This is a genomic window from Kytococcus sp. Marseille-QA3725, assembly GCF_054950055.1.
Window position 1 is genome coordinate 1,700,611 of the sequence record NZ_JBUCLA010000001.1, and the last position, 26,677, is coordinate 1,727,287.

General features: G+C 73.6%; 18 protein-coding genes and 1 tRNA gene. 5 read left to right on the top strand and 14 right to left on the bottom strand.

The genetic code is table 11. The features are described from left to right. Nucleotides 1-87: 87 nt before the first annotated feature. The 8 genes from ilvD to ACY8FT_RS07895 all read right to left on the bottom strand — a co-directional run bounded on the left by ilvD (nucleotide 88) and on the right by ACY8FT_RS07895 (nucleotide 9,569). Nucleotides 88-1,809 (bottom strand): dihydroxy-acid dehydratase, encoded by a 1,722-nt coding sequence (gene ilvD, locus ACY8FT_RS07860; protein WP_462418332.1) that lies wholly within the window; start codon nucleotides 1,807-1,809, stop codon nucleotides 88-90. Then, nucleotides 1,806-2,834, bottom strand: coding sequence for a ketol-acid reductoisomerase (gene ilvC / locus ACY8FT_RS07865; protein WP_462418333.1), 1,029 nt, complete (start codon nucleotides 2,832-2,834; stop codon nucleotides 1,806-1,808). Before ilvC ends, ilvD begins: the two co-directional genes overlap by 4 nt. An 87-nt stretch (nucleotides 2,835-2,921) precedes the next feature. Continuing rightward, nucleotides 2,922-3,233: an acetolactate synthase small subunit gene (gene ilvN / locus ACY8FT_RS07870; protein ID WP_462418334.1), complete on the bottom strand. Its 312-nt coding sequence runs from the start codon at nucleotides 3,231-3,233 to the stop codon at nucleotides 2,922-2,924. Between the two features lie 10 nt (nucleotides 3,234-3,243). Next, nucleotides 3,244-5,049 carry an acetolactate synthase large subunit gene (locus tag ACY8FT_RS07875; protein ID WP_462418335.1) on the bottom strand — a complete coding sequence of 602 codons (1,806 nt, stop codon included), beginning with the start codon at nucleotides 5,047-5,049 and terminating at the stop codon, nucleotides 3,244-3,246. 247 nt (nucleotides 5,050-5,296) lie between these two features. Further along, a complete protein-coding gene (gene hutI, locus ACY8FT_RS07880) occupies nucleotides 5,297-6,547 on the bottom strand; it encodes an imidazolonepropionase (RefSeq protein WP_462418336.1) in 1,251 nt (416 codons plus the stop codon). 38 nt (nucleotides 6,548-6,585) lie between these two features. Then, the gene (locus ACY8FT_RS07885; RefSeq protein WP_462418337.1) at nucleotides 6,586-7,077 is read right to left on the bottom strand and encodes a hypothetical protein; all 492 of its coding nucleotides are present in this window, start codon (nucleotides 7,075-7,077) and stop codon (nucleotides 6,586-6,588) included. Nucleotides 7,078-7,544: 467 nt separating this feature from the next. After that, nucleotides 7,545-8,576, bottom strand: a complete 1,032-nt coding sequence (locus ACY8FT_RS07890; RefSeq protein ID WP_462418338.1) for a Rossmann-fold NAD(P)-binding domain-containing protein — start codon at nucleotides 8,574-8,576, stop codon at nucleotides 7,545-7,547. A 99-nt stretch (nucleotides 8,577-8,675) separates the two neighbouring features. Then, the gene (locus tag ACY8FT_RS07895; protein WP_462418339.1) at nucleotides 8,676-9,569 is read right to left on the bottom strand and encodes a LysR family transcriptional regulator; all 894 of its coding nucleotides are present in this window, start codon (nucleotides 9,567-9,569) and stop codon (nucleotides 8,676-8,678) included. A 113-nt stretch (nucleotides 9,570-9,682) separates the two neighbouring features. Here ACY8FT_RS07895 and hglS point away from each other — a divergent pair, with 113 nt between their 5' ends. The 5 genes from hglS to ACY8FT_RS07920 all read left to right on the top strand — a co-directional run bounded on the left by hglS (nucleotide 9,683) and on the right by ACY8FT_RS07920 (nucleotide 16,604). Continuing rightward, complete coding sequence (hglS, locus tag ACY8FT_RS07900) at nucleotides 9,683-11,062, top strand: 2-oxoadipate dioxygenase/decarboxylase (RefSeq protein WP_462418340.1); 1,380 nt, start codon at nucleotides 9,683-9,685, stop codon at nucleotides 11,060-11,062. A 75-nt stretch (nucleotides 11,063-11,137) separates the two neighbouring features. Further along, the gene (gene amaB / locus ACY8FT_RS07905; protein WP_462418341.1) at nucleotides 11,138-12,646 is read left to right on the top strand and encodes an L-piperidine-6-carboxylate dehydrogenase; all 1,509 of its coding nucleotides are present in this window, start codon (nucleotides 11,138-11,140) and stop codon (nucleotides 12,644-12,646) included. 10 nt (nucleotides 12,647-12,656) lie between these two features. After that, nucleotides 12,657-13,796 (top strand): Glu/Leu/Phe/Val family dehydrogenase, encoded by a 1,140-nt coding sequence (locus tag ACY8FT_RS07910; RefSeq protein ID WP_462418342.1) that lies wholly within the window; start codon nucleotides 12,657-12,659, stop codon nucleotides 13,794-13,796. 110 nt (nucleotides 13,797-13,906) lie between these two features. Continuing rightward, nucleotides 13,907-15,415, top strand: coding sequence for an alanine/glycine:cation symporter family protein (locus ACY8FT_RS07915; protein WP_462418343.1), 1,509 nt, complete (start codon nucleotides 13,907-13,909; stop codon nucleotides 15,413-15,415). A 28-nt stretch (nucleotides 15,416-15,443) separates the two neighbouring features. Further along, entirely contained in the window at nucleotides 15,444-16,604 is a 1,161-nt protein-coding gene (locus ACY8FT_RS07920) for an NAD(P)/FAD-dependent oxidoreductase (RefSeq protein WP_462418344.1), read from the top strand. Between the two features lie 230 nt (nucleotides 16,605-16,834). Here ACY8FT_RS07920 and ACY8FT_RS07925 read toward each other — a convergent pair whose 3' ends face one another. From ACY8FT_RS07925 to ACY8FT_RS07950, 6 genes are all read right to left on the bottom strand, one after another. Continuing rightward, nucleotides 16,835-17,821, bottom strand: coding sequence for an ornithine cyclodeaminase family protein (locus ACY8FT_RS07925; protein WP_462418345.1), 987 nt, complete (start codon nucleotides 17,819-17,821; stop codon nucleotides 16,835-16,837). Continuing rightward, nucleotides 17,790-20,720, bottom strand: a complete 2,931-nt coding sequence (locus tag ACY8FT_RS07930) for an FAD-binding and (Fe-S)-binding domain-containing protein (protein ID WP_462418346.1) — start codon at nucleotides 20,718-20,720, stop codon at nucleotides 17,790-17,792. The genes ACY8FT_RS07925 and ACY8FT_RS07930 overlap by 32 nt, the downstream gene beginning before the upstream one ends. 363 nt (nucleotides 20,721-21,083) lie before the next feature. Beyond that, entirely contained in the window at nucleotides 21,084-22,796 is a 1,713-nt protein-coding gene (gene hutU, locus ACY8FT_RS07935; protein WP_462418347.1) for a urocanate hydratase, read from the bottom strand. 174 nt (nucleotides 22,797-22,970) lie between these two features. Beyond that, entirely contained in the window at nucleotides 22,971-24,914 is a 1,944-nt protein-coding gene (locus tag ACY8FT_RS07940) for a SelB domain-containing protein (RefSeq protein WP_462418348.1), read from the bottom strand. Continuing rightward, the gene (gene selA, locus ACY8FT_RS07945) at nucleotides 24,911-26,305 is read right to left on the bottom strand and encodes an L-seryl-tRNA(Sec) selenium transferase (protein ID WP_462418349.1); all 1,395 of its coding nucleotides are present in this window, start codon (nucleotides 26,303-26,305) and stop codon (nucleotides 24,911-24,913) included. Before selA ends, ACY8FT_RS07940 begins: the two co-directional genes overlap by 4 nt. 194 nt (nucleotides 26,306-26,499) lie before the next feature. After that, nucleotides 26,500-26,595: transfer RNA gene (locus ACY8FT_RS07950), tRNA-Sec, on the bottom strand. Nucleotides 26,596-26,677 lie beyond the last annotated feature (82 nt).

The window sequence follows — 26,677 nt, forward strand, 5'->3', positions numbered from 1 at the left end:
GGCGCACCACCTCGCACGCACGGCGGGCACCGTCGGGGTCTCCCCCCGGCCGGCGCCCGCCGTCGGCGGGCCAGCCAGTGCGTCGGATCAGCCGGTGACGGCCCCCTGCGAGGCCGACCCGACGAGCCGCGCGTACTTGGCCAGCACGCCGCGCCGGGCCCGCTCCGGGGGCTCCGGCGGCTGCCAGGCCTCGCGGCGGCGGGCCAGCTCGGCCTCGTCGACCCCGAGGTCCAGCGTCCCGCGCCCCACGTCGAGGGTGATCGGGTCGCCGTCGGCCACCAGCGCGATCGGCCCGCCGTCCACCGCCTCGGGCGCTATGTGGCCGACGCACAGCCCGGTGGTGCCGCCGGAGAAGCGCCCGTCGGTCACCAGCAGCACGTCCTTGCCCAGCCCGGCGCCCTTGATGGCCCCGGTGATGGCGAGCATCTCGCGCATGCCCGGCCCACCGCGCGGGCCCTCCTGGCGGATGACGACCACGTCACCCGCGGTGATGGTGCCGTCCGCGAGCGCCTCGAGCGCCCCGTCCTCCCGCTCGAACACCCGGGCGGTGCCGCGGAAGACGTCGGACTCGAAGCCGGCGGACTTCACGACCGCGCCGCCGGGGGCGAGCGAGCCCTCGAGCACGGTGATGCCCCCGGTGGGGTGCATCGGCTCCTCCAGACCGCGCAGCACGGTGCCGTCCAGGCCCGGCAGGTCGAGCGCGACCAGGTTCTCGGCCACCGTGCGGCCGGTCACCGTGAGCGCGTCGCCGTGCAGCAGCCCGGCGTCGAGCAGCGCCTTCATGACCACCGGGATGCCGCCGACGCGGTCGACGTCCACCATCACGTGCTGACCGAAGGGCTTCACATCGGCCAGGTGCGGCACCCGGGCACCCACCCGGCGGAAGTCGTCGAGCGTGAGCTCCACCTCCGCCTCGTGGGCGATGGCCAGCAGGTGCAGCACCGCGTTGGTGGACCCGCCGAAGGCCATGGTCACGGCGATCGCGTTCTCGAAGGCCTCCTTCGTGAGCACCTGCCGGGCGGTGATGCCCTGGCGCAGCATGCCGACCACGGCCTCGCCGGAGCGGCGGGCGACGACGTCGCGCCGCCGGTCGGTGGCAGGCGGGGCCGCCGAGCCGGGCAGCGCCATCCCGAGGGCCTCGGCCGCGGCCGCCATCGTGTTGGCGGTGTAGAACCCGCCGCACGCGCCCTCACCGGGGCAGATCGCCCGCTCGATGGCGTCGACGTCCTCGCGCTTCATGAGCCCGCGCTGGCAGGCCCCCACCGCCTCGAAGGCGTCGATGATCGTCACCTCGCGCTCGGAGCCGTCGGAGAGCCGCGCCTGCCCCGGCAGGATGGTGCCGGCGTAGACGAAGACCGCGGCCAGGTCGAGCCGCGCGGCGGCCATGAGCATGGCGGGCAGCGACTTGTCGCAGCCGGCCAGCAGCACCGAGCCGTCCAGGCGCTCGGCCTGGGTGACCGTCTCCACCGAGTCCGCGATGACCTCACGGGAGACCAGCGAGTAGTGCATGCCCTCGTGGCCCATCGAGATGCCGTCGGAGACCGAGATGGTGCCGTACTCCAGCGGGTAGCCGCCGGCTGCGTGCACGCCGTCCTTGACCGCCTCCGACAACCGCTCCAGCGAGAGGTTGCATGGGGTGATCTCGTTCCAGCTGCTGCCCACGCCGATCTGCGGCTTGGCGAAGTCGTCGTCGTCCAGCCCGACCGCGCGGAGCATGCCGCGGGCCGCGGTGCGCTCCAGGCCGTCGGTGACGTCCCGGGAGCGGGGCTTGACGTCGGGGGCATCCGTCGCGTCGTGGGGGGTGCTCATCGGGCGGCCGACCCCTCGGTGTAGTCCTCGTCGCCGGCGGAGATCCACGCCATCGTGCTGCGCAGCTCGCGCCCGACGGACTCGATGGGGTGGGCCGCGGCCTCGGAGCGCATGCGCTGGAACTCCGGGCCACCGGCGGCCTGGTCGTCCATGAAGCGCTGGGCGAAAGCCCCGTTGCGCACGTCCTCCAGCACGGCCTGCATGTTCTGCTTCACGCGCTCGTCCACCACGCGCGCCCCGGAGACGTAGTCGCCGTACTCGGCGGTGTCGGAGACCGACCAGCGCTGCTTGGCGATACCGCCCTCGTACATGAGGTCCACGATGAGCTTCATCTCGTGCAGGCACTCGAAGTAGGCGACCTCGGGCTGGTAGCCGGCCTCGGTGAGGGTCTCGAAGCCCGCCTGGATCAGCTGCGAGACACCACCGCACAGCACGGCCTGCTCGCCGAACAGGTCGGTCTCGGTCTCCTCGGTGAAGGTGGTGCGGATGCCACCGGCTCGCAGCCCACCCAGCGCCGCGGCGTAGCTCAGGGTCAGCGCGTCGGCGTTCCCGGTCGCGTCCTGCTCGACGGCGACCAGCACCGGCACGCCGCGGCCTGCGTCGTACTCGCGGCGCACCAGGTGGCCCGGCCCCTTCGGCGCCACCATGCAGACGTCCACGCCCTCGGGCGGGGTGATGTAGCCGTAGCGGATGTTGAAGCCGTGGCCGAAGAACAGGGCGTCGCCCGGCTGCAGGTTCGGCTCGATGGCCTCGGCGTAGACCTTCGCCTGCGCCGGGTCCGGCACCAGCACGACCACCAGGTCGGCCTCGGCGCACGCCTCGGACGGCGTCACCACGCGCAGGCCCGCGGACTCGGCCTTGGGGCGCGAGCGGCTGCCCTCGGGCAGGCCCACCCGCACGTCCACCCCCGAGTCGCGCAGGTTGAGGGCGTGGGCGTGGCCCTGGCTGCCGTAGCCCAGCACCGCGACCTTGCGCTGCTGCACCAGGGACAGGTCGGCGTCGGCGTCGTAGTACATCGTGGTCATCTCGGTTCTCCTCCGTGGGTGGTGCGGATGGGTGGGGGTGGCCCCGTGGAGCCGGTCTCGGGGGCGGGGCGGGTGGCCCCGCCGGATTCAGGCGCCGGCGGTGGAGAGCACGGCGGTCGGGTCGTTGGCCTCGAGGAGTCGGCTGCGCACGGCCTGGACGTCCTCGATCTGCTCGATGGTGATCACCTCGACGAGGCGGTCGAGCTGGCTGACCACCTGCGGCACCTTCTGCGGCTCGCAGTCCACGACGATCGTCATGCGCGAGACGGTGGGGTCGGCGGTGGGGCCGACCGCCAGGTGGTCGATGTTGTAGTCGCGCCGGGCGAAGAGCACGGCCACCCGGGCGAGGACGCCGGGGTTGTTCTGCACCTGCACGGTCAGGGCGTGGCGGGGCGTCATGGCCTGCTCCTCACTCGTCGTCGAAGTCGGGGCGCTGGTCGCGCGCGTACTGGATGGCGTCGTTGCTCGTGCCGGCCGGGACCATCGGCCAGACCATCGCGTCGCTGCTGACGCGGAAGTCGACGACCACGGGTCGGTCGGTCACCGCCATCGCGGCGCGCAGGGTGTCGTCCACGTCGTCCTCGCTCGTGCAGCGCAGGCCGACGCAGCCCATCGCCTCGGCCAGGCCGACCACGTCCGGCACCTGCTCCGAGGGGAGCACCGAGTGGCTCAGGCGCTGGTCGTAGAAGAGGGTCTGCCACTGGCGGACCATGCCCAGCCCGGCGTTGTTCACCACCGCCACCTTGATGGGGATGCCCTCCACCGCGCAGGTGGCGAGCTCCTGGTTGGTCATCTGGAAGCAGCCGTCGCCGTCGATGGCCCAGACGGTCGCCTCCGGCCGGGCGGCCTTGGCCCCCATCGCGGCCGGGACGGCGAAGCCCATGGTCCCCAGGCCGCCGGAGTTGATCCACGTGTCGGGGTGCTCGTGGTCCAGGAACTGGCTGGCCCACATCTGGTGCTGGCCGACGCCGGAGCAGAAGACGGTGTCCGGGCCGGAGCCGGCGATCGCACCCAGCCGCTCGATGACGTACTGCGGCGACATGCCGCCGTCGGTGGTCGGCTCGTAACCGCGCGGGAAGCGGGCCTTCCAGGCGCCGGTGCGCTCGCGCCAGGCGGTGTGCGCTGCAGCCGTCGCCTCGTCGGTGGGGCGCTCGCGCCAGGCCGAGCAGAGCGCTCCCAGGGTGGCGCGGGCGTCGCCCGGCAGGGCCACGTCGACGGCGCGGTTCTTGCCAATCTCCGAGGGGTCGACGTCCGCGTGCACCACCCGGGCGCCGGGGGCGAAGGAGTCCCGCGCACCGGTGACCCGGTCGTCGAAGCGGGCGCCCAGCGCCACCAGCAGGTCGGCCTTCTGGAGGGCGGTCACCGCGGCCACCGTCCCGTGCATGCCCGGCATGCCCAGGTGCTGCGGGTGGGAGCTCGGGAAGGCGCCCAGCGCCGTGAGGGTGGTGACCACCGGCAGGCCGGTCAGCTCGGCCAGCTCGCGCAGCTCGGCCGTGGCGCCGCTGCGCATCACGCCGCCGCCGACGTAGAGCACCGGGCGCTCGCTGGTTCGGATGAGCTCGGCCGCCTCGGTCACCGCGCCCGGTGGCGTCACCTGCGGCGGGTGGTAGCCCGGCAGCTCCCGCGGGGTGGCCTCGGTGACGGCGGTGAGCCCGGCCAGCGCGTCCTTGGTGACGTCCACCAGCACCGGGCCGGGGCGGCCGCTGGCGGCCAGCTCGAAGGCGCTGACCACGGTGGGGACGATGTCGTCGGCATCGGTCACGAAGAACGAGTGCTTGGTGACCGGCATGACCACCGAGCGGATGTCGGCCTCCTGGAAGGCGTCCGAGCCGATGGCGCTGCTGGCGACGTTGCCGGTGAGCGCGACGACCGGGACGGAGTCCATGTTCGCGTCGGCCAGTGGGGTGACCAGGTTGGTGGCGCCCGGGCCGGAGGTGGCCAGGCAGACCCCAACTCGGCCGGTGGCCAGCGCGTAGCCGGCGGCGGCGTGGCCCGCGCCCTGCTCGTGGCGTACCAGCACGTGGCGCACGTCGGGGGCCGAGTAGAGCGCGTCGTAGAGCGGGAGCACCGCCCCGCCGGGGAGCCCGAACACGTCCTGCACACCGAGCCGCTGGAGCGTGGCGACCAGGGCCTCGGCGCCCGTCAGGGGGCGGTCCGCGATGGTCGCGGTGGCGGTCCGGTGGTCGGTGGTCTCGGTGCTGGTGGTGGTGCCCATGAGGTGCTCCCTGCGAGGTGTCGGCTGCGTCCGGGTACGAAAAAACCCCTCGGCCCGAAGGGCGAACGAGGGGTGGACGCGTCGGCGGTGGTGGTTACCGCTCGGCGCGTCCTGTCATGAGAATTACGGCGACGTAGTGCATGGAGCGAGTATGCGCACGGCCCGATCCGGAGGGTCAAGTGATGACGATCACAACGCCGGGGGCTTTACGGAGCTGTGACCTGGTGGGACGGGCCGGCGCCCGCCCTCACACCTCCAGCGCGTGCACCACCGGCACACCCATGCGGTAGGGGATGTGCATCCAGCTCGGGGCGGCCACCGAGGCCAGGTCGGCCCGCGCACCGACCTTCACCACACCGACGTCCTCGCGGCGCAGCGCCTCGGCGCCGCCCAGGGTGGAGGCCCGCAGCGCCTCGGCCGGGGTCATGCCCATGTCGCGCACGGCGCTGGCGATCATCCACGGCATCGAGGACGAGTAGCAGGTGCCCGGGTTGCAGTCCGTGGCCAGCGCCACCTTCACGCCCGCGTCGATCAGCCGGCGCACGTCCGGGTAGGGCTGCTTGGTGGAGAACTCCACACCCGGCAGCAGGGTGGCCACGGTGCCGCGCCCCGCGGCGTCCACCGAGCCTGCGAGCGCCTCGACGTCGGCGTCGGTCAGGTAGGTGCAGTGGTCCACCGCGGCCGCGCCCATCTCGACGGCCAGCTGCGCGCCCGGCCCCTCGCCGAGCTGGTTGCCGTGCACGCGCAGCTGCAGCCCGGCGTCCTTGCCGGCCTGCAGGATCTGGCGGGACTCCTCCCCGGTGAACGCCCACTGGCTGTGCGGCTCGCAGAACACGTCGATCCACTTGGCGTGCGGCGCGACCGCCTGCAGCATCGGGCCGGAGACGAGGTCCACGTAGTCCTGACGGCCGCCGGCGGGGCCGTCCCGGTACTCCGGCGGCACGGTGTGCCCGCCCAGGAAGGTGACCTCCTCGGTCAGCTCGGTCAGCCGCCGCACGGCCGCGGCCTCACGCTCCACGTCCAGGCTGTACCCGGTCTTGACCTCCACCGTGGTGGTGCCCTGGGCACGCATCTCACCCAGCCGGGCCTCCACGAGCGCGAAGAGGTCGGCGTCCGAGGCCTCGCGCGTGGCCTCCACGGTGGTCAGGATGCCGCCGCCGTCGTACTTCTGCCCGGCCATGCGGGCGGCGTACTCGGCCGAGCGGTCACCGGCGAACCACAGGTGCGAGTGGGAGTCGACGAACCCGGGGATGACGGCCTTGTCCTCCATCGAGACCGACCAGTCGGCGGCCGGCGCGTCGGCCGCCCGGCCGACCCACTGCACCCGGGTCGGCTCCCCCGGGGCCTCGGCGCCCACGACGACCGCGGCGTCGCGGATGGTGCCCAGACCGGCCTGGCCGGCGTCGTGCCCGGTGGCCGCGCCGAGGGCGTCCAGGCTGTCCGGGTGGGTGGGGTCGTTGGTGACCAGTTCAGCGATGTCGGTGATCAGCATGCCCATGCCCGGAAGTGTCTCAGGCGCGGGCACCCTCGCCATGCTCAGGCGTGGCGTCCTCGACATCCGGGTCCTGCCCGTCCGCGGCGCGTGTCTGCCGCTGCCGCTCGCGGCTGGCCGTGGGTGATGCTGCGGACGTCCGTGCGCGAGTCGAAGCTCGACCCCAGCGCACCGGCGATGACGCCGGTGAACAGCAGCCGCCACCACGACAGCGCGTCCGACATCTGCCAGATGGAGTTGTAGAAGATGCCGAACGCCCCGGTCGCCGCCGCGGCGAGCACACCGGAGAGCTGCGGGGCGGTGCGCCAGGGCTGGTTGGTGAGCACCATGCCCTTCATGAGGCGGAAGGAGCCCCAGACACGGCGCGAGACGAGCCGCCTCCCACCATCCGGTTCGTCCCGCCACGAGGCCCACATGAGCCCCTTCAACGGGGGCCGCCGGGTCACGGCGGGCGGCCCCATGGCCATCACACACTCGGCGATGGTCCGCTCGAGGAAGCGCAGGAGACCCACCGCACCGAGGGCCGGGCAGGACACGATCGAGATCTGGTGCCCCCGGGAACACCTCGGCCACGACCGGGACGCCCTCGTCCTGCCGCGGCATCTCGGTGACCATCACCACCACGTCGGCCCGCTGGTGCTCACGCGCCACGGCCTGCGCCGCCTCCATGTCCAGGATGTTGTCCTGGCTCACCCGGATGAAGGACGACTGGATCTCCAGGAGGACCGGGTCGCCCGTCAGCTGCAGCAACCGTGTCTTCACCCGGTTGGCCACGCGGCGCACCGTGCGCTCGGTGAAACCCGGATCGGTGATGAGCAGGACGTGGAGCTCGTCGTTCGCGGCGTCCACAGTCCCCTCCTGGGGCTCGGTGCCGATCGGAGGACCAGTCCGGCACCGAGCCCGCCAGGGCGAACCCACGGCGATACCAACGACGACTGCCCAGCGCGCGGTGAGCGGGGGCCGGTCCGTGGGTGGTCTCGGACCAGCCCCGCTCCCCCTCGACTCAGGCAGCGACGAGGCTGCGCTCGGCCCAGGCCCGGGCCGCGACGGTCTCCGGGGTCACGCCCCGCAGACCGGACTCCGCGAGCACCTGGAGCGCCCGCGACTCGATGGTGCGCATGACGTACTGGTCCACCGCCGCCTGGTCCAGCCGGTCGTAGAGCTCCCGGTCGCGCCACTCGAGCGCGTCGCAGAGCACCGCACCGGAGTTGGCGACGTAGTCCGGCAGGTAGCGGACGCCCCGCTCCTCGGCGATGCGCTGGGCGGCGGGCGTCGCGAACGGCGAGTTGGCCGAGGCCACCACCCAGGTGGGGTTCATGGTCACCGCGATCTCCTCGGTCACCACGCCCGACAGCGAGCAGAGCACCACGACGTCGTAGCCGCCGGTGAACAGCTCGTCGGAGTCGATGCTGCGCACGCCCAGCCGCTCGGCGGCCTCGGGGCGCACGTCGAAGCCGGCGACCTCGTACCCGGCGTTACGGGCCAGGCGCGCCACCTGGCCGCCCACCTTGCCCAGCCCGTGGACGGCGACCCGGGGCTTCTCCCCAGCCACGACGGTGCTGGTCATGGCCGCGAACACGCCGCTGCCGGTGGCGGTGGAGGTGTCGACGGCCTGGTTGGTCAGCGAGTCGAGGACCGCCGGAAAGCGCCCCGCGACCTCCCGCATGTCCGCGCTCGTGGTGTTGAGATCGCACCCGGTGTACAGGGCCCCCTCGTGCTGCCGCAGCACCTCGGCCAGGGCCTCGTGGACGACGCTGCGGTCCTCGAGGTCGGTGGGCCCGTCGACCACCAGCTTGGTGCCGCAGAAGCCGGTGTCGTAGAGGGAGTGCTTGCGCGTCATGCACTGGGCCAGCACCAGCGCCTCGGCCTCGGCCTCCTGCGTGGAGGCGTACTGCAGCCAGCGCGTGCCGCCGTTGCCCGGCAGCTCCGGCGTGGCCCGCGCCTCGTGCGCGACGGTGACGGTGTGCTCGTCGGTGAACCGGTAGGTGGCCACCACGTACCCGGCGGCCTCCCGACGGTGGATCAGCTCGATCATGTCGACCCCTTTCTGCTGCGCCCCTCGGGCCCTTCATGTGTTGTGCGTCACATCGAGGTGATGCGCCACCGTGACACGGGACGGTCGGGGCGTCAATGGTCAGGTCACAGGAGATCCTCCGTCGTTGCCCCGCTCCTCCCGGAAGATCTCCCGCAGGCCACGCACGACGGCGGACACGCTCGGGCGGTCCGCCTGGGCCCGGGTGGTCAGCGCGACGACCGAGCGCGTGCCCGAGCGCTCCGCCGGTCGCAGCGCGAGATCCCGGGAGTGCACCCGGAGCATCAGCGGCGTGAGGAGGGCCCGCCCGACGCCGGCCTCCACCAGCGCCACCATCAGCGCGGTGTCGGTGACGACGTGCACCCCCTCGAGGGCCTCCCCGGCGCGACGCAGGGCCGCCTGCGCGGCCAGCCCGAAGGTCTCGGTCACCGGCGGCACGATCCACGTGGCCGACCCGCCGGGCCCTGCCGACCGGGCCTCCACGAAGGGCTCGGTGAGCAGCTCGATGACCACCACGTCCGCCGGCAGCGCCACGGGCACCAGCTCGTAGTGCACCGACAGCGCGACGTCCACCGTGCCCGCGCGCACCGCGTCCACGCTCGCCTCGACGTCGACCTCCTCGAAGGCGAGGTCGACCGGCGGCGACGCCTCGGCGGCCCGGCGCAGCGCGGGGCGGCAGGCGACCGCGCCCGCGGTCTCGAACACCCCCACCCGCACCGTCGCCCGCCCCGTGTGCAGCTCCGCGAGCGCCCTCCGGGCGGAGCGGTCCTCGGCCAGCACCCGGCGCGCGTGGGGCAGGAAGCCGCGCCCGGTGTCCGAGAGCAGCACCCCGCGCCCGGAGCGGATGAACAGGTCGGCCCCGACGCTGCGGGAGAGGGCGGACATCTGCTGCGACACCGCGCCGGGCGTGTACCCGAGCTCGACGGCGGCGGCGTGCATGCTGCCGGACTCCGCGACGGCGGAGAAGGTCTGGAGCTGCGTCAGGGTCCAGGACACGTCCACTCCTCAGTTCTTCTGATGATTCCCGTCTACTTCTTCTCGCTTGTGTTGATGGTATGGCGCAGATCACGGTGTTCGTACTCGTTCCCCGACCAGCCAGGAGATGCGCCGTGACCGTGGCCCAGCACGAGCTCCGAGCGAGGTTCGCCGCTCGCATGTCCCAGATGTACGGGCAGGAGGTGCCCGCCTACACGACGCTCGTCGAGGTGTCCGAGGGCGTGAACCGCGACCACCTGGCCCGCCTCGGCGGCGAGGCCGAGCGGCTGGGCAGCATCGAGCGCGTGACGGCCGAGCGCCACGGCGCCATCCGGGTGGGCACCCCCGAGGAGCTGGGCCACGTCGCCCGGGTGTTCGCGGCCTTCGGCATGCACCCCGTGGGCTTCTACGACCTGCGCGACTCCGCCTCGGCCGTCCCGGTGGTGAGCACGGCCTTCCGCCCGATCGACCGCGACGAGCTCGCCCGCAACCCGTTCCGGGTGTTCACCTCGATGCTGGTGGCCACCGACCCGCGCTTCTTCGACGAGTCCCTGCAGCAGGAGCTGGCCGACTTCCTGGCGAAGCGCCGGCTGTTCGACGACGAGCTGCTGGAGCTCGCCGACCGCGCCGCCGCGCAGGGCGGGCTGCCCGAGGCCGAGGCCGAGCAGCTGGTGGACCGCGCCACCGCCGTGTTCGAGCTGTCCGAGGAGCCCGTGGACGAGGAGTGGTACCGCCGGCTGGAGGAGATCTCCTCGGTGGCCGCGGACATCGGCGGCGTGCCGACCACGCACATCAACCACCTCACCCCGCGCGTGCTGGACATCGAGGCCCTCTACGAGCGGATGGAGGAGCGCGGCATCGAGATGATCGACCAGATCCAGGGCCCGCCGTCCTGGGAGGGGCCGGACGTCCTGCTGCGCCAGACCTCCTTCCGCGCCCTGGACGAGGAGCGGCAGTTCCTCAAGGCCGACGGCACCGTGGGCCCCGGCACGCTTCGTGTGCGCTTCGGCGAGGTGGAGCAGCGCGGCGTGGCCCTGACCCAGGCCGGCCGCGACCTCTACGACCGGATGCTGGCCGAGGCCGACGAGCTGCTGGCTGCCGAGGGCGGCGAGCGCCCCGACGTGCTGCGCCGCGTGTGGGCGCAGCACCTGCCGGACAGCGAGCTGGGCCTGGCGGAGGCCGAGCTGGCCTACTTCACCTACGAGCTGGCCGAGGGCGTCACCGCGCTGCCCGCCGACCGTCGGGCCCCCGAGCTGGTGGCCTCCGGGCACCTGGTGGCGACCCCGGTCGTCTACGAGGACTTCCTGCCCCGCTCGGCCGCCGGCATCTTCCAGTCCAACCTCACCTCGGCCGGCAGCAAGGACGAGGAGCAGCAGGCCGTCGCCTACGACATGGGCCGGCTGGCCGAGATCTGCGGCGTGGAGATCCACGACCCGTACGCGCTCTACTGCGCCGCGCAGCAGGCCTCTCTCGACGAGATCGAGGAGCGCACCGGGGTGACCGTGCGTCCCTGAGGCGCCCTGGACCCACCCCGACCACCCCGACCACTGAACGACCAGACCCCGAACAGCACCCCAGGAGGGACACCGATGACCCACCCCATCCACGACCAGGTCCGCAAGGCGCTCGAGGCGTGCGGCGCGACCGTGCCCGAGGGCGGCGACCTGACCGCCCGCACCCCGATCACCGGCGAGGAGCTCATGGGGCTGAAGGGCACCACCTCGGCCGAGCTCGACACGATGATCGGCACCGCCGCCGACACGTTCACCACCTGGCGGGACACCCCCGCCCCGGCCCGCGGCGCCATCGTGAAGCGCTGGGGCGAGCTGCTCACCGAGCACAAGGACGACCTGGCCGTTCTGGTGACCGCCGAGGCGGGCAAGATCCCGTCCGAGGCCGCCGGCGAGGTGCAGGAGATGATCGACATCTGCGACCTGGCCCTGGGCCTCTCCCGCCAGCTCGAGGGCCGCACCATCCCCTCCGAGCGCCCCGGCCACCGGATGATGGAGACCTGGCACCCGCTGGGCGTGGTCGGCGTCATCAGCGCCTTCAACTTCCCCGTGGCCGTGTACGCGTGGAACACCGCCATCGCCCTGGTCTGCGGCAACACCGTGGTGTGGAAGCCGTCGGAGGGCACCGTGCTCAGCGCCCTGGGCACGAACGCCCTGCTGGCCCGCGCCGCGAAGGAGGTCGGCGCCCCCGAGGGCCTGCACCACGTGATCGTCGGCGACCGCACGCTGGGCATGCAGCTGGTGGACGACGAGCGCGTGGCCCTGGTCTCGGCCACCGGCTCCACCCGCATGGGCGCCGAGGTCGGCCCGCGCGTGGCCGCCCGCTTCGGCAAGAGCCTGCTCGAGCTCGGCGGCAACAACGCCGCGATCGTGGCCCCCTCGGCCGACCTGGACCTCGCCCTGCGCGGCGTCGCCTTCGCCGCGGTGGGCACCGCCGGCCAGCGCTGCACCACCATGCGCCGCCTGATCGTCCACGAGGACGTGGCCGCCGACTTCACCGACCGCCTCGTGAAGGCCTACGGCACCCTCACCATCGGCGACCCGAGCACCGGCAAGGACCTGGTGGGCCCGCTGGTGAACAAGGCCTCCTACGAGGGCATGCAGAAGGCCCTGGAGGACGCCAAGGCGCAGGGCGGTGAGGTGCTCTGCGGCGGTGGCCGGGTGCTGACCGACGAGTTCCCGGACGCCTACTACGTGGAGCCGGCGATCGTGAGGATGCCCTCGCAGACCGAGGTCGTGAAGACCGAGACCTTCGCCCCGATCCTCTACGTGATGACCTACACGGACCTCACCGAGGCCATCGCGATGCAGAACGACGTGCCGCAGGGCCTGTCCTCGGCGATCTTCACCACCGACGTCCGCGAGGGCGAGCGCTTCGTCTCCGACGCGGGCTCCGACTGCGGCATCGCCAACGTGAACATCGGCACCTCCGGCGCCGAGATCGGGGGCGCCTTCGGCGGTGAGAAGCACACCGGCGGCGGCCGCGAGTCCGGCTCGGACGCCTGGCGCGCCTACATGCGCCGGGCCACCAACACCGTCAACTACTCCGACGAGCTGCCGCTGGCGCAGGGCGTCGAGTTCCTCTGAGGGGGTAGCCGTGTTCGACCTCGTGGACGAGTGGGGACCGGAGAAGGTCGTCACCGTGAGCCACCAGCGCAGCGGCATGCAGGGGGTGCTCGTCATCGACAACACCTCCCGCGGCCCCGGCAAGGGCGGCACCCGCATGCGCGCCGACCTCACGGTGGAGGAGGTGGCCCGCCTCGCCCGCGTGATGACGTGGAAGTGGGCGGCCGTCGACCTCCACCAGGGCGGCGCGAAGGCGGGCATCCGCTTCGACCCGGCCTCCCCGCACAAGGAGGAGGCGCTGCGGGCCTTCGCGCGGATGCTCCGCAACGAGGTGCCCAGCGAGTACGTCTTCGGACTCGACATGGGGCTGAACGAGGCCGACGCGGCCGTTCTCTGCGACGAGCTCGGTGACCGGGGTGCCGCCACCGGCACCCCGGCCGCCCTCGGCGGCGTCGCCTACGACGCCCTGGGCATCACCGGCCACGGGGTCGCCGAGGCGGTGGACGCCGCCGTGGCGCACACCGGCCTGGACGACCGCCGCGTGGTGGTGCAGGGCTTCGGGGCCGTCGGCCACGCCACGGTCCGCCACCTGGCCGAGCTCGGGTACACGGTGGTGGCCGTCTCCACCGCCCACGGCGCGCTCCACGCCCCCGACGGGCTGGACGTCGAGGAGCTGCTCCGCCTGCGCGAGGAGCACGGCGACGCCCTCGTGGACCACGCCTCCGGCGAGCGCCTCGAGGCCGGGCAGGAGCTCACCCTGGACACAGGGGTGCTCGTGCCCGCCGCGCAGCAGGGCGTGCTGGACGCCACCAACGCCGGCGAGGTGCGCGCCCGCCTCGTCGTGGAGGGCGCCAATCTGCCCACCGACGCCGCCGCCCAGCAGGTGCTGGCCGAGCGCGGTGTGACCGTGGTGCCCGACTTCATCGCGAACGCCGGCGGGATCATCGCCGCCGCGTTCGGCATGCGGGACCGCTACTCCCCCTTCGGCGTCGAGACCGAGCAGATCGTCCCCACCGTCACCGAGCGGATGCGGGCGAACACCCTCACCGTCCTGCAGACCGCCGCCGAGACCGGCAGCACCCCGCACGCCGCGGCCGGGCAACTCGCTCGCGACCGCGTCCACGAGGCCATGCGCCTGAGAGGACAGCTGCCCGCCAGCCGGCTCGGCTGAGGCCACCGGCAGCCACCCCATCCACCCCACCGGACGTCGCAGGGCGTCGTCCGGGTGGTTCCGCACACCCGCCCACCACCCATCGCACCCGTCCACCGAGGGGGACCCTGATGATCCTCATCCAAGCCCAGGAGCAGTCCGGCATCGACGCCGCCATCGAGTCATGGTTCGGCCCGGTTGTCGAGTGGCTCTCCTCCGTCGTCTTCGCGACCTTCCCGGTCGGCGGCACCGAGGTGCCCTTCGTGGTGGCATGGCTGCTCCTCGGCGGCCTGGTGATGAGCGCCCTCATCGGCCCCCAGTTCCTGTACGGCATGAAGCAGGTGCCCGGCATCGTCCGCGGCCGCTACAACCGTCGGGACGACCCCGGTGAGATCACCAGCTACCAGGCGCTGGCCACCGAGCTCTCCGGCACGGTCGGGCTGGGCAACGTCGCCGGTGTGGCCGTGGCCATCACCATCGGCGGGCCCGGTGCCACGCTGTGGATCATCCTGGCCGGCCTGCTGGGCATGTCCTTGAAGGCCGGCGAGGCCACGCTGGGTGCGAAGTACCGCCGCATCAACGACGACGGCACCGTCTCCGGCGGGCCGATGTACTACCTGCGTCACGGCCTGGCCGAGAAGGGTCTGGCCCCGCTGGGCATGGTGCTGGCCGGGCTGTACGCGGTCTCCATGGCCATCGGCGTGCTGGGCGCCGGCAACATCTTCCAGGCGAACCAGGTGGCCGTGCAGCTCACCAGCGTCACCGGTGGCGACTCCAGCTTCCTGGCCGGCCGCGGCTGGCTGGTGGGCGTGGTGCTCGCCGTGCTGGCCGCCGCCGTCATCCTCGGCGGCATCAGCTCCATCGCCCGCTGGACCTCGCGCCTCACCCCGGTCATGTCCGTCGCCTACGTCCTGTGCGTGCTGGTGATCCTGGCCGCGAACATCGGTGCCCTGCCCGGGGCCGTCTCGGCCATCTTCGAGGGCGCCTTCACCGGCAAGGGCGTCGAGGGCGGCATCATCGGCGTCGCGATCGTCGGCATGCAGCGCGCGCTGTTCTCGAACGCCGCCGGTGTCGGCTCGGCCGGTATCGCCCACTCCGCGGTGCGCACCCGGCGCCCCGCGCAGGAGGGCATCATCGCCTCGCTGGAGCCCTTCATCGACTCGGTGGTCATCTGCACGATGACCGCGCTGGCCATCATCGTCACCGGGCTGCACACGTCCTCGGAGTCCGACGGCGTGGCCCTGACCTCCGAGGCCTTCGGCACCGTGCACGCGCTGTTCCCGTGGCTGCTGACCATCATCGTGCTGCTGCTGGCCTTCTCCACGGTGCTCAGCTACTCGTACTACGGCAAGAAGGCCGCCGGGTACGTGTTCGGCAACAGCCGCGTCGCGGAGCTGGCCTACGACGTGCTGTGGCTGCTGATGATCGTCGTCGGCGCCGCCGTCTCGCTCGACACCGTCGTCGGCTTCTCCGACTCGATGTTCTTCCTGCTCACGCTGCCGAACCTCCTCGGCCTCTACCTGCTCTCCGGCGTGCTGCGCCGCGAGATGACCTCCCACACGCGGGCGTACGCCAAGGGGGAGATCCCCGAGGTGCCCGAGCACGAGCGCAGCGTCCCCGACCACGTCGCCGCACGCTGACCGACCCCGACCCCATCCAGGAGTGACCATGTCGGACAAGACCTTCCCCACCCGCGCCTCGGTCGTCGTCATCGGCGGCGGAGTGATGGGCCTGAGCACCGCCTACCACCTGGCCAAGGGCGGAACCACCGACGTCGTGCTGGTCGAGCGCGGTGAGCTCGGCGAGGGCTCCACCTGCAAGGCCGCCGGGGGCGTGCGCGCCCAGTTCAGCGACGCGGTGAACGTGGAGCTGGGCATGCGCAGCCTCGAGGTCTTCCGGAGGTTCCCCGAGCTGTTCGACCAGGAGATCGACTACCACGAGTCCGGGTACCTCTTCCTGCTCGAGAAGGAGGAGGACCTGCGCACCTTCGAGCGCACGGTGGAGTTCCAGAACTCGATGGGGCTGGCCAGCCGCATCGTGAGCGTGGAGGAGGCCAAGGCGCTCTCCCCGCTGGCCTCCAGCGAGGACCTCATCGCGGGCGTCTGGTCCCCGGAGGCGGGGCACTGCACGCCGGAGTCGGTGGCGCAGGGCTACGCCCGGGCGGCCCGCGAGCTGGGCGTACGGATCGTGCGCCAGTGCGAGGTGACCGGCATCGTGCGCGAGGGCGACGCCATCACCGCGGTGGAGACCTCGCAGGGGTCCATCGCCACCGACACCGTCGTCTGCTGCGCCGGTGCCTGGTCGCGGGCGCTGGGCGAGATGGTGGGCGTGGACCTGCCGGTGGACCCGGTGCGCCGCGAGCTGCTGGTGACCGAGGCCGTCCCGGACCTGCCCGACGCGCTGCCGTTCACCATCGACTTCAGCACCACCATGTACTTCCACCGCGAGGGGCCGGGGCTGGTCGTGGGCCTGTCCAACCAGGACGAGCAGCCCGGGTGGTCACTGGAGCACACCGACGAGTGGCTCGAGAAGGTGGTGGAGGCCGCCGACAAGCGGGTACCGCTGCTGGAGGAGGTCGGCATGGCCTCGCGCTGGGCCGGGTACTACGAGGTGACGCCCGACCACAACGCACTCATCGGGGAGGCCGAAGGTGTGTCACGCTTCCTGTATGCCACCGGGTTCTCCGGTCACGGGTTCCTGCAGGGGCCCGCGGTCGGTGAGGTGGTGGCCGAGCTCTACCGGGGCGAGACCCCCTCGGTGGACGTCTCGGCGATGCACGGCCGGCGCTTCGCGGACGCCGACCTGCGGCCGGAGTTCAACATCGTCTGAGCCCGGCGACCAGGACCGGCCGGCCCCGGGGAACCCCCTCCCCCCGGGGCCGGTCTGCGTCCCGGCGGGGCGAGGGAAGGGGGCGAGGGGATTCCCGAGGCCTTCGCTCGCCCCTCCCCATCCTCTCTCCCCTTCCCGATTTGGTCCCCTGACAACTGCGGTTTGCCGGAATCCTCGGCGTGTCGCCCCCAGATGGACCACATCAGGGGACCAAATCGGGGAGGCGGGGGTCAGAGGGGGACGGCGGTGCCGACACCCTCCTCACGAGCCCGGCGGAGCACCTCGGTGGCGACCGTCGCGTCCTGCACGGCCACCCCCACCGAGTTGTAGAAGACCACCTCGTCGTCGCCGCGTCGGCCGGGGTGCTGACCGGTGGCGACCTGCCCCAGCGACACCAGGCCCCCGCGCTCCACGGCCCCGGCCTCCATCGCGTCGATCAGACAGCCGGCCTGCGCGCAGGCAGTGTCCACGTCGTCGACGACCACCAGGTCCGCACCCCCGACGAGGTCGACGGACACCTCGCTGCGGTCCGGCGCGAACGACCCGACGCTGATGACCAGCGTGCCGGGGCGCACCGACGAAGCATCGAGCAGCGGGGTGGTGCTGGTGGTGCACAGGGCGATGACGTCGCTCTGGCCGGCGACCTCGGACAGCTCGGTGCCGGCGTCCGCGGCCAGGCCCAGCTCGTCGACCGCCCAGGTGGCCAGCTCCGCGGCGGCCTCCGCCCGGCGGCCGATGACGTGCACCCGCTCCAGCTGGCGCGTGGGCGGCAGGGCACGCAGGTGGGCGCGCGCCTGCACGCCGGCGCCCACCACGGTGAGCACCCGGGCGTCGGTGCGGGCCAGCAGGTCCATGGCCACGGCACTGCCGGCCGCGGTGCGCGGCGTGGTGAGCGCCGGGCCGTCGAGCAGCGCCTCCGGCTGGCCGGTCTCCGGGCTCAGCACCATGACCGCCCCCTGCACGGGATCGAGGCCGCGCTGCGGGTTCTGCGGTTGGAAGCCCACCACCTTCACCACGCCCGGGGCGTCACGGTCGCTGCGCGCGGTGTAGTTGAGCAGGGCCGCCCCGTCGCGGCCGGGCACGGACACCTTGGGGGCGAGCTCGGCGCTGCCCTCCCCCATGCTCTCGAAGGCCTGTCGCTGCGAGCGGTGGGCGGTCTCCAGGTCCAGCAGACGGTCGATCTCCTCAGCCGTCAGCACCAGGATCTGCGGGGTCATCGTTCCTCCTCGAGGACGTCGGCATCGGTGGCGTGGGTGGCGTCGGGATGGGGTGCGGCGTCGGGTGGGCCGCATCGGCCCCGCCGGCGCGCGGGGCGAGCCGCTCGGCCAGCAGCTCCGCGAGGTGCCGGCCCTCGGCCGCGACCAGGTCGGAGGCCTGCAGCCGGCAGGAGAAGCCGTCGGTGAGCAGCACGTCGTGCTCCCCGCGGCGCACGGCCGGCAGCAGGTGCTGCTCGGCGACGGCGACGGACACCTCGTAGTGCCCCTGCTCGACCCCGAAGTTGCCGGCCAGGCCGCAGCAGCCGGCCAGTGCCTCGACGCGTGCCCCGGCCCGCTCGAGCAGGCGCCGGTCGGCCTCCCATCCCATGACGGCGTGGTGGTGGCAGTGCGGCTGGGCGAGCACGCGCAGGTCGTCCAGGGCGGGAGGCTCCCAGCCGATGCGGTCGAGCAGCTCGGCCAGGGTGAAGGTGCTCCGCGCGACCTGCTCGGCTGCCTCGGTGCCGAGGAGCTCCACCGAGTCCTTGCGCAGCACCGCAGTGCACGAGGGCTCGATGCCGACCACCGGCACCCCGGACTCGACGAACGGCAGGAGCTGCTGCACCGTGCGCTCCAGCAGGCGTCGGGCGACGTCGAGCTGGCCGGTGGAGATCCAGGTGAGGCCGCAGCAGGTCCGGCGCGGCATGAGATCCACGGTCAGCCCTGCGGACTCCAGCACCTGCACCGTGGCCTGCGCGGACTGCGGGGTGAACGCGTTGCTGAAGGTGTCGACGAAGAGCACCACCCGGTCGGAGATGGTGGGCCTGGCTGCTCCGCCCCCCTTCCGCCCGAGCCCCCGCCGCCCGAGGAAGGGCCGCGGCGCGAAGGTCGGCAGCCCGCGGCGCCCGTCGATGCCGGCAGCCCGCAGCAGCCCGGGCACCCGCCGGGAGGCCTGCATCATCGTGTTGGCCACCCGCGGCATCCGCGAGGCGAGCAGCGACCACAGCGGCATCCAGCCCAGGCTGTAGTGGGAGACCGGGCGCAGCCGGCGGCGGTAGCTCTGGTGCAGCACCTCGGACTTCAGCGTCGCCATGTCCACCCCCGACGGGCAGTCCGAGGAGCAGCCCTTGCAGGAGAGGCACAGGTCGAGCGCGTCGTGCACCGCCGGCGAGTCCACCTGCAGGTCGCCCTGCCCGCTGACCACCTCCTGCAGCACCCGGGCCCGGCCGCGGGTGGAGTGCTCCTCCTCGCGGGTGGCCAGCCACGAGGGGCACATGACCGTCTGCGCGCCGTCGAGCACCCCGTCGGCCACGCACTTGCCCACCCCGGTGCAACGGTGCACCGCCCGGGAGAAGCTGCCGGCGTCCTCGGGATAGGTGAACGCGGGGTCGGGCAGGTCGCAGGTGGAGGCCGGCACGCGCAGGTCGGCGTCCAGCGGCTGGGGGTCCACCAGGACCCCGGGGTTGAGCAGGTCGTCGGGGTCGCAGGCGTGCTTGACGGCCCGGAACAGGTCCAGCGCCCGCGGGGAGTACATGTGGGGCAGCAGCTCGCTGCGGGCTCGGCCGTCCCCGTGCTCGCCGGACATCGAGCCGCCCAGGCCGCCGACCAGGCGCGCGGCGTCCTCGAGGAACGCCCGGGTGCGGGCCGCCCCGTCCGGCGCCTCGAGCGGCAGGTCGATGCGGATGTGCATGCAGCCCTCGCCGAAGTGCCCGTAGGGGGCGCCGGTCAGGTCGTGCTCCTCCATCAGGTCGTCGAAGCGACGGAGGTAGTCACCCAGCGCCTCCGGCGGGACCGCGGCGTCCTCCCACCCGGGCCACGCAGGCTGGTTGTCACGTGTGCGGCCGGACAGCCCGGCGCCGTCGGAGCGGATGCGCCACAGCGCGGCCGCCTCGGTGGCGTCGCGCACGTCGCGGGCGCCCACGGCATCGACCGCCGCGACGAGGGAGGCGGCCGCGTCGTCGAGCTCGTCGGCGTCCCGGCCGGCCAGCTCGACGAAGAGCCAGGCCTGCCCGTCCGGCAGCGGCGGCACGGCGGAGGGCCCACGGCGGTCGGCGAGCACCTTCACGATGCGGGAGTCGAGCCCCTCGCAGGCGGTGGGCCGGTGCTGCAGGATCGTCGGGACGGCGTCGGCGGCCTCGGGCATGGTGGCGAACCCGAGCACGACCAGCCGGGTGGCCGGCGGAGTCCGCACCAGGCGGACGGTGGCCTCGGTGACGACCGCGAGCGTGCCCTCGGAGCCGACGAGGGAGCGGGCGAGGTCCGGACCGTTCTCCGGCAGCAGGTGCTCCAGGGCGTAGCCGGATGCCTGGCGGCCGAAGCGCGCGAACTCGGTGCGGACGGTGGCCAGGTCGGTGGCGACCACCTCGGAGAGGCGGTGGGTGAGCGTGGGGCCGGAGTCGCTCAGCGAGCTGCCGTCGGCCAGCACGCCCTCCAGTGCGAGCACGTTGTCCGAGGTGCGCCCGTAGGCGAGGCTGCGGCTGCCACAGGCGTTGTTGCCGATCATCCCGCCGATGGTGCAGCGGGTGGAGGTGGACGGGTCGGGGCCGAAGCGCAGGCCGTGCGGGCGGGCGGCGTCCTGCAGGCGGGCCTGGACGACGCCGGGCTGCACGCGGGCGGTCCCCGCCTCGGGGTCGAGGTCGAGCACCCGGTCCATGTGGCGCGAGAGGTCCAGCACGATGCCCGGGCCGATCGCGTTGCCGGCGATGGAGGTTCCGGCACCGCGGGCGGTGATGGGGACGCCCTCGGCGCGCGCGGTCTCCAGTGCGAGGGCGACCTCGTCGTGGTGCCGCGGGAAGACGACGGCGCGCGGGGGGACGCGGTAGATCGAGGCGTCCGAGGAGTGCGTGGCGCGGATGGCCGCGTCGTCGCGGACGTCGGTGAGGCCGGCCTCCGCCAGACGCGCGGACAACGACGCGAAGCTCACGGCGACCAACGAATCCTCCCAGTCAGGTGACGGTGGTCACACGCTGCCCTGCCGGGGGGCCGGATTCAAGCCGACTCGGCCAAGGGGCCCCACTTCCGGGAAACTTTCAGAACCACCACGACGGTGTGGTGGTTCTGAAAGTTTCCCGGAAGTGGGGCGGAGATTCTTGGAGGTCTGTGAGTTCTCAGGTGGTCACACCCTCGACCCACCGGGCGAGGGGAAGCACACCCAGAGGGGACACCGGGTGAGGGGAAGCGCGGCCGGGCGGACACCGAACAGACCAGGGCCGGGGGCGGACACCGAACGGGCCGACCGGGAGAACCCGGACGGCCCGCTGGGCACGCGGTGCGGCAGGGCTACGGATCAGCCCTCGGCCACGTCGTCCTCGTAACTGGCGGCCTTGCGGCGGGCAGCGTCCATCATCGGCACGCGCACGCCGCGCTCGTCGGCCACCTCGATGGCGCGGTCGTAGCCCGCGTCCGCGTGGCGGAAGACGCCCATCGCCGGGTCGTTGGTCAGCAGCGCCTCGAGCTTGCGCTCGGCCAGGTCGGTGCCGTCGGCCAGACCGACCTGCCCGGCGTGGATGGAGCGCCCGATGCCAACGCCACCACCGTGGTGGATGGAGGTCCACGACGCACCGGAGGAGGCCGAGGTCAGCGCGTTGAGCAGCGGCCAGTCGGCCACGGCGTCGGTGCCGTCCTTCATCGACTCGGTCTCGCGGTAGGGGCTGGCCACCGAGCCGGAGTCCAGGTGGTCGCGGCCGATGACGATCGGCGCCGAGATCTTGCCCTCGCGCACGAGCTGGTTGAACAGCATGCCGGCCTTGTGGCGCTCGCCGTAGCCCAGCCAGCAGATGCGCGCCGGCAGGCCCTCGAACTCCACGAACTCCTCGGCGGCGTCCAGCCACTTGTGGAGCTTCTCGTCCTCGGGGAAGAGCTCCTTGAGGGCCTGGTCGGTCACCTTGATGTCCTCCGGGTCGCCGGAGAGGGCCACCCAGCGGAACGGGCCGAGGCCCTCGCAGAACAGCGGGCGGATGTAGGCCGGCACGAAGCCCGGGAACTCGAAGGCGCGGTCGTAGCCGGCCTTGCGGGCCTCGTCACGGATGGAGTTGCCGTAGTCGAACACCTCGGCGCCGGCGTCCTGGAACTCCACCATCGCCTTCACGTGGGCGGCCATGGACTCCTGGGCCTTCTTCGTGAAGCCCTCGGGGTCCTTCTCGGCCTCGGCCTGCCAGTCCTCCACCGAGATGCCCACCGGCAGGTAGCTCAGCGGGTCGTGGGCGGAGGTCTGGTCGGTCACCACGTCGATGTGCAGGTCGCCGGCCCTGTGGCGCTCGAGCAGGGCCGGGAACACCTCGGCGGCGTTGCCGACGATGCCGATGGACAGGCCGCGCTTCTCCTCCTTGGCCTTGTTGGCCCGGGCGATCGCGTCGTCCAGATCGTCGGCGATCTCGTGCAGGTAGCGCTTGCCCACGCGGCGCTCCAGGCGCGCCTTGTCGACGTCCACGATGAGGCAGACGCCGTCATTGAGCGTGACGGCCAGCGGCTGCGCGCCGCCCATGCCACCGCATCCGCCAGTGAGGGTGATGGTGCCGGCCAGGGTGTCGTCGAAGCGCTTGCGACCCACGGCGGCGAAGGTCTCGTAGGTGCCCTGCAGGATGCCCTGGGTGGCGATGTAGATCCACGACCCGGCCGTCATCTGGCCGTACATCATGAGGCCCTCGGCCTCGAGCTTGCGGAAGTGCTCCCAGGTGGCCCAGTCACCCACCAGGTTGGAGTTCGCGATGAGCACGCGCGGCGCCCACTCGTTGGTGCGGACGATGCCGACGGGCTTGCCGGACTGCACCAGCAGGGTCTCGTCGTCCTCGAGCTGCTTGAGCGACTCGACGATGGCGTCGAACGCCTCCCAGGAGCGGGCCGCGCGGCCGGTGCCGCCGTAGACCACCAGGTCGTCGGGGCGCTCGGCCACCTCGGGGTCGAGGTTGTTCATGAGCATGCGCAGCGGGGCCTCGGTCTGCCAGCTCTTGCAGGTCAGCTCGGTGCCGCGCGGTGCGCGGACGGGGCGGGCGCCTTCCATCGGAACCTCCGGGGGTCGGCCGGGCAGTGCCCGGTGAGCGGGGCCGGCGCACGGCGAGGTCGTGGTCCGGCCAGGATGCGTCCATTCCACCAACGGGGTGTGGCCGGCGTCACCAGCATCGAGGGTGGGGTGTCTCATATGTGGGACGGGGTGGGGTGCGGGCCCGGGGCGGCCTCAGCGGACCACCTCGCGCTGCTGACCGTCGACGCGGCGGGTCCAGCCCCGGGAGTCGAGGTGTTCCAGCAGCGGCACGGCCACCCGGCGCGTGGTGCCCAGCGCCTGCCGGGCCGCGCTGAGGGTGAAGGGCTGCTCCAGGGCGGCGAGCTCCAGCATCGCGCGGGCAGGGCCGTCGGGCAGCAGGACGACCTCGCCGGGCAGGCGCAGCAGCCGGCCCGTGCGGGCGGCCGCGGCGAGCTCCTTGGGGCCCAACCCCAGGTCGTCGAGCTCGCGGGCCTCGGGGGCGGCGAAAGGCTCCTCCCGCAGCCAGGCCTCCACCTGCGCGATGCCGGGCTCCGCCGCGCCCAGCCCGCCGGCGTGGGGGTCACGGACTCGGCCAGCGGCCACCTCCAGGCCCGCCGCGGCGACCAGTGCGCTCACGAGGGTGGTGCGCTGCTCGGCCGAGGTGGTGCCGGGCAGCCCGATGCGGTCGGCCGCCTCGGCCACGGGGAGCCCGGCGCTCAGAGGGTCGGCGCCGTGGTGGGCGGTGACGGCTTCGGACAGGGCGGCGCGCCAGCAAGCCCACGCGGCACCGTCCACCGCGAGCTCGCCGACAGCGACCTCGGCCGGCGCCGGGGCATCGGTGAGTGGCTCCGCGGGGGCGGCCGGCGCCGAGTCCCCGGGTACCGAGAGTCCCATGCGCTCCAGGCGGGTGGCCGGTTCCACGTGGCGCGCGGTGAGGCGCAGAGCACGTAGCGCGGCGCGCGCCACCTCACCCGGCGCATCGCCCACCTCTCGGCGCCCCACCGCGTCGGCGAGCGCCTCCCCGCGCTGCCGGGCGGCTCCCCGACGGCGCAGGGGCAGCGGGTCGAGGTCGAGCACCGTCGCCCCGACGATGTGCCGGGTGCCGGGGTCGCGGAGGATCACCCGGTCCCCCACCCGCCAGGGCAGGGCGGTCGGCAGCGTCGCGCGCACCGTGCCGGCGGCCAGCGGGCGCAGACGCACCTCATGGTCGGCGGTGCCGACGTGCAGCATCGCGTGGGTGGGCAGGTCGGCCACGGCGTCGCGGGGACCTCGCGCAGAGACACCGGCCTGACCGTCGGCGCCCCTCCCCCGGCCCGCGCCGTCCACGGCCAGGTCGACCGCCGCGGCCAGCTCCCACGCCCCCGGGGTGAGGAGCACGGCGCCGCGACCCACGGCACCACGCTCGACGCGGCGCAGGTTCACCGCCGCCCGGGAGACGGGGCCCACCTGCTCGACGGCCTCGTCCTGGCTGTGCAGACCGCGCGCGCCGACGGGCACGGGGCGGGCGTCGGGGGCATCGGTGTCGAGCAGCTCCAGCTCGTCGCCCACCCGCAGTTCCCCCGCACCGACGGTGCCGGTGACCACGGTGCCGCTGCCGCCGACGGTGAACGCGCGGTCCACCCAGAGCCTCACCGGCGCAGTCGGTTCGGGCGCGGGCAGGCCGGTGACCAGCGCGTCGAGGGCGGTGCGCAGCTCGTCCAGGCCCTCACCGGTGACGGCCGAGACCGAGACCGCGGGCACCTCCCCCCGGCCCGATGCGGCCAGCCGCGCCGTCGCCTCGGCGAGCACCGGGGCGGGGTCGGCGAGGTCGGCACGGGTCACCACGAGCAGCACGTGCTCGACCCCGAGGGCGTCGACGGCGGCCAGGTGCTCGGTCGACTGCTCCTGCCAACCCTGGTCGGCGGCCACCACGAACACCACCGCCGGCGCGGGGCCCAGCCCGGTGAGCATGGTGCCGATGAAGCGCCGGTGGCCGGGCACGTCGACGAAGGCGACCTCCGCACCCGAGGGCAGCGTGGTCCAGGCGAAGCCGAGCTCGATGGTGAGGCCGCGCTCCTTCTCCTGGTCGAGCCGGTCGGGGTCACGACCGGTGAGCGCGCGGACGAGGGTGGATTTGCCGTGGTCGACGTGGCCGGCAGTGGCCAGGACGCGCCTCACGGGCGGCGCTCCGGCGCGGGGGTGGTGGGTGCGGCGGGCACCGTGGGTGCGGCCTCGGCGGACGCCGGTTCCAGCGCAGCCCGCAGGGCGCGGGCCAGGTCCGAGTCCCGGTCGGCGGGGATGCAGCGCAGGTCCACCAGGCCGCGCCCGTCCTCGATGCGGGCGAGCACGGCGGGGACGTCGGCGGCGCCCGGGGGGCTCCCCGCATCGGGCTGGCGGAGGCGGGCGACGGCATCGGCGGGCACGACGACCGCCCACCCGGGCAGCGGCACGCCGGGGGCACCCCCACCGCCGACGCGGCCCTCGACCGGCACGACCTCCAGGCCGAGCGCCGCGGCGAGCGCCTCGGTGCGCGGGCGGAGGTCCTCGGCGGTGGCGTGCAGGGCGTCGGCCACCGGCGTGGAGGGGCTGCGCAGGGTGGCCTCCAGGGCGGCGACGGTGAGCTTGTCGGTGCGCAGGGCGCGCTGCAGCGGGTGGCGGCGCAGGCGCTCGACGAGGTCGGCGCGGCCCAGGACCAGCCCGGCCTGCGGCCCGCCGAGGAGCTTGTCGCCGCTGGCGGTCACCAGGTGGGCGCCAGCGCGCAGGGCGGTGCGGGCGTCGGGCTCGCCGGGCAGCGCGGCGTCGGGGGCCAGCAGGCCACTGCCGATGTCGTGGACCACCGGGACGCCGAGGGTGGCGAGCTCGCCGGCGGGGACCTCGGCGGTGAACCCGTCGACCCGGAAGTTGCTGGGGTGCACCTTGAGGATGCAGCCGGTCTGGTCGTCCACGGCCTCGGCGTAGTCGCGCAGGTGGGTGCGGTTGGTGGTGCCGACCTCGCGGAGGCTGGCGCCGGTGGAGGCGATGAGCTCCGGCAGGCGGAAGCCGTCGCCGATCTCGACCATCTCCCCCCGGCTGACGATCACCTCGCGCCCGGCGGCCAGAACGGTCGTGGCGAGCACCAGGGCGGCCGCGCCGTTGTTGACCACCAGGGCGGCCTCGCCCTCGGGGACGCGTGCGCGCAGGGCGGCGAGCATCCCGGCGCCGCGGCGGCTGCGGGCGCCGGTGGTCAGGTCCATCTCCACGTCGACGTAGCCGGCGGCATCGGTGACGGCGTCGACGGCGGCCGGTGCCAGCGGGGCGCGGCCGAGGTTGGTGTGGACGACCACGCCGGTGGCGTTGAGGACCGGCGTGAGGCTGCTCGCGCGCTGCGGCAGGGCGGCCAGTGCGACGTCGAGCACCTCCTCCGGCGCGATCTCCCCGGCACGGGCGCGCTGCTGGGCGGTGGTGACGGCATCGCGGACGGTGGTGCGGCCGAGGCGCGCCAGGGCGGGGGCGAGGCGGGGGTCGGCGAGCACCGCATCGGTGCGCGGGATGCGGCGGCGCGGGTCGGGGGCTGCTGGCTCGCCGGTCATGGCACGAGGGTAGGCGGCGGGATCGCCGAGGGATCCACGAAGGGCCACCTCGACGGTCGAGATGGCCCTTGGCGGACCCCTCGGGTGCCGGTCGAGTTCGGCACCGGTGCGGTTCTCGGGGCCGAGGGGGACGGGCGGCACGGCACCAGCAGCGAGGTCCAGCGCACGCTCGCGGACACGGCCCCGCAGGAACTTGGCGGAGGCGGACGGGAATCGAACCCGCCAGGACGAGGTACTCGCCCTCACCGGTTTTGAAGACCGGGGGGCCCACCAGGAACCCAGACGCCTCCACGCCCCAGCGTATGCGGCGCCTCGGACCGAGTGGTCACCTGCCGGTCGGGCCACGGTGCCCGCCCGGGCGCTCCGCTGCCC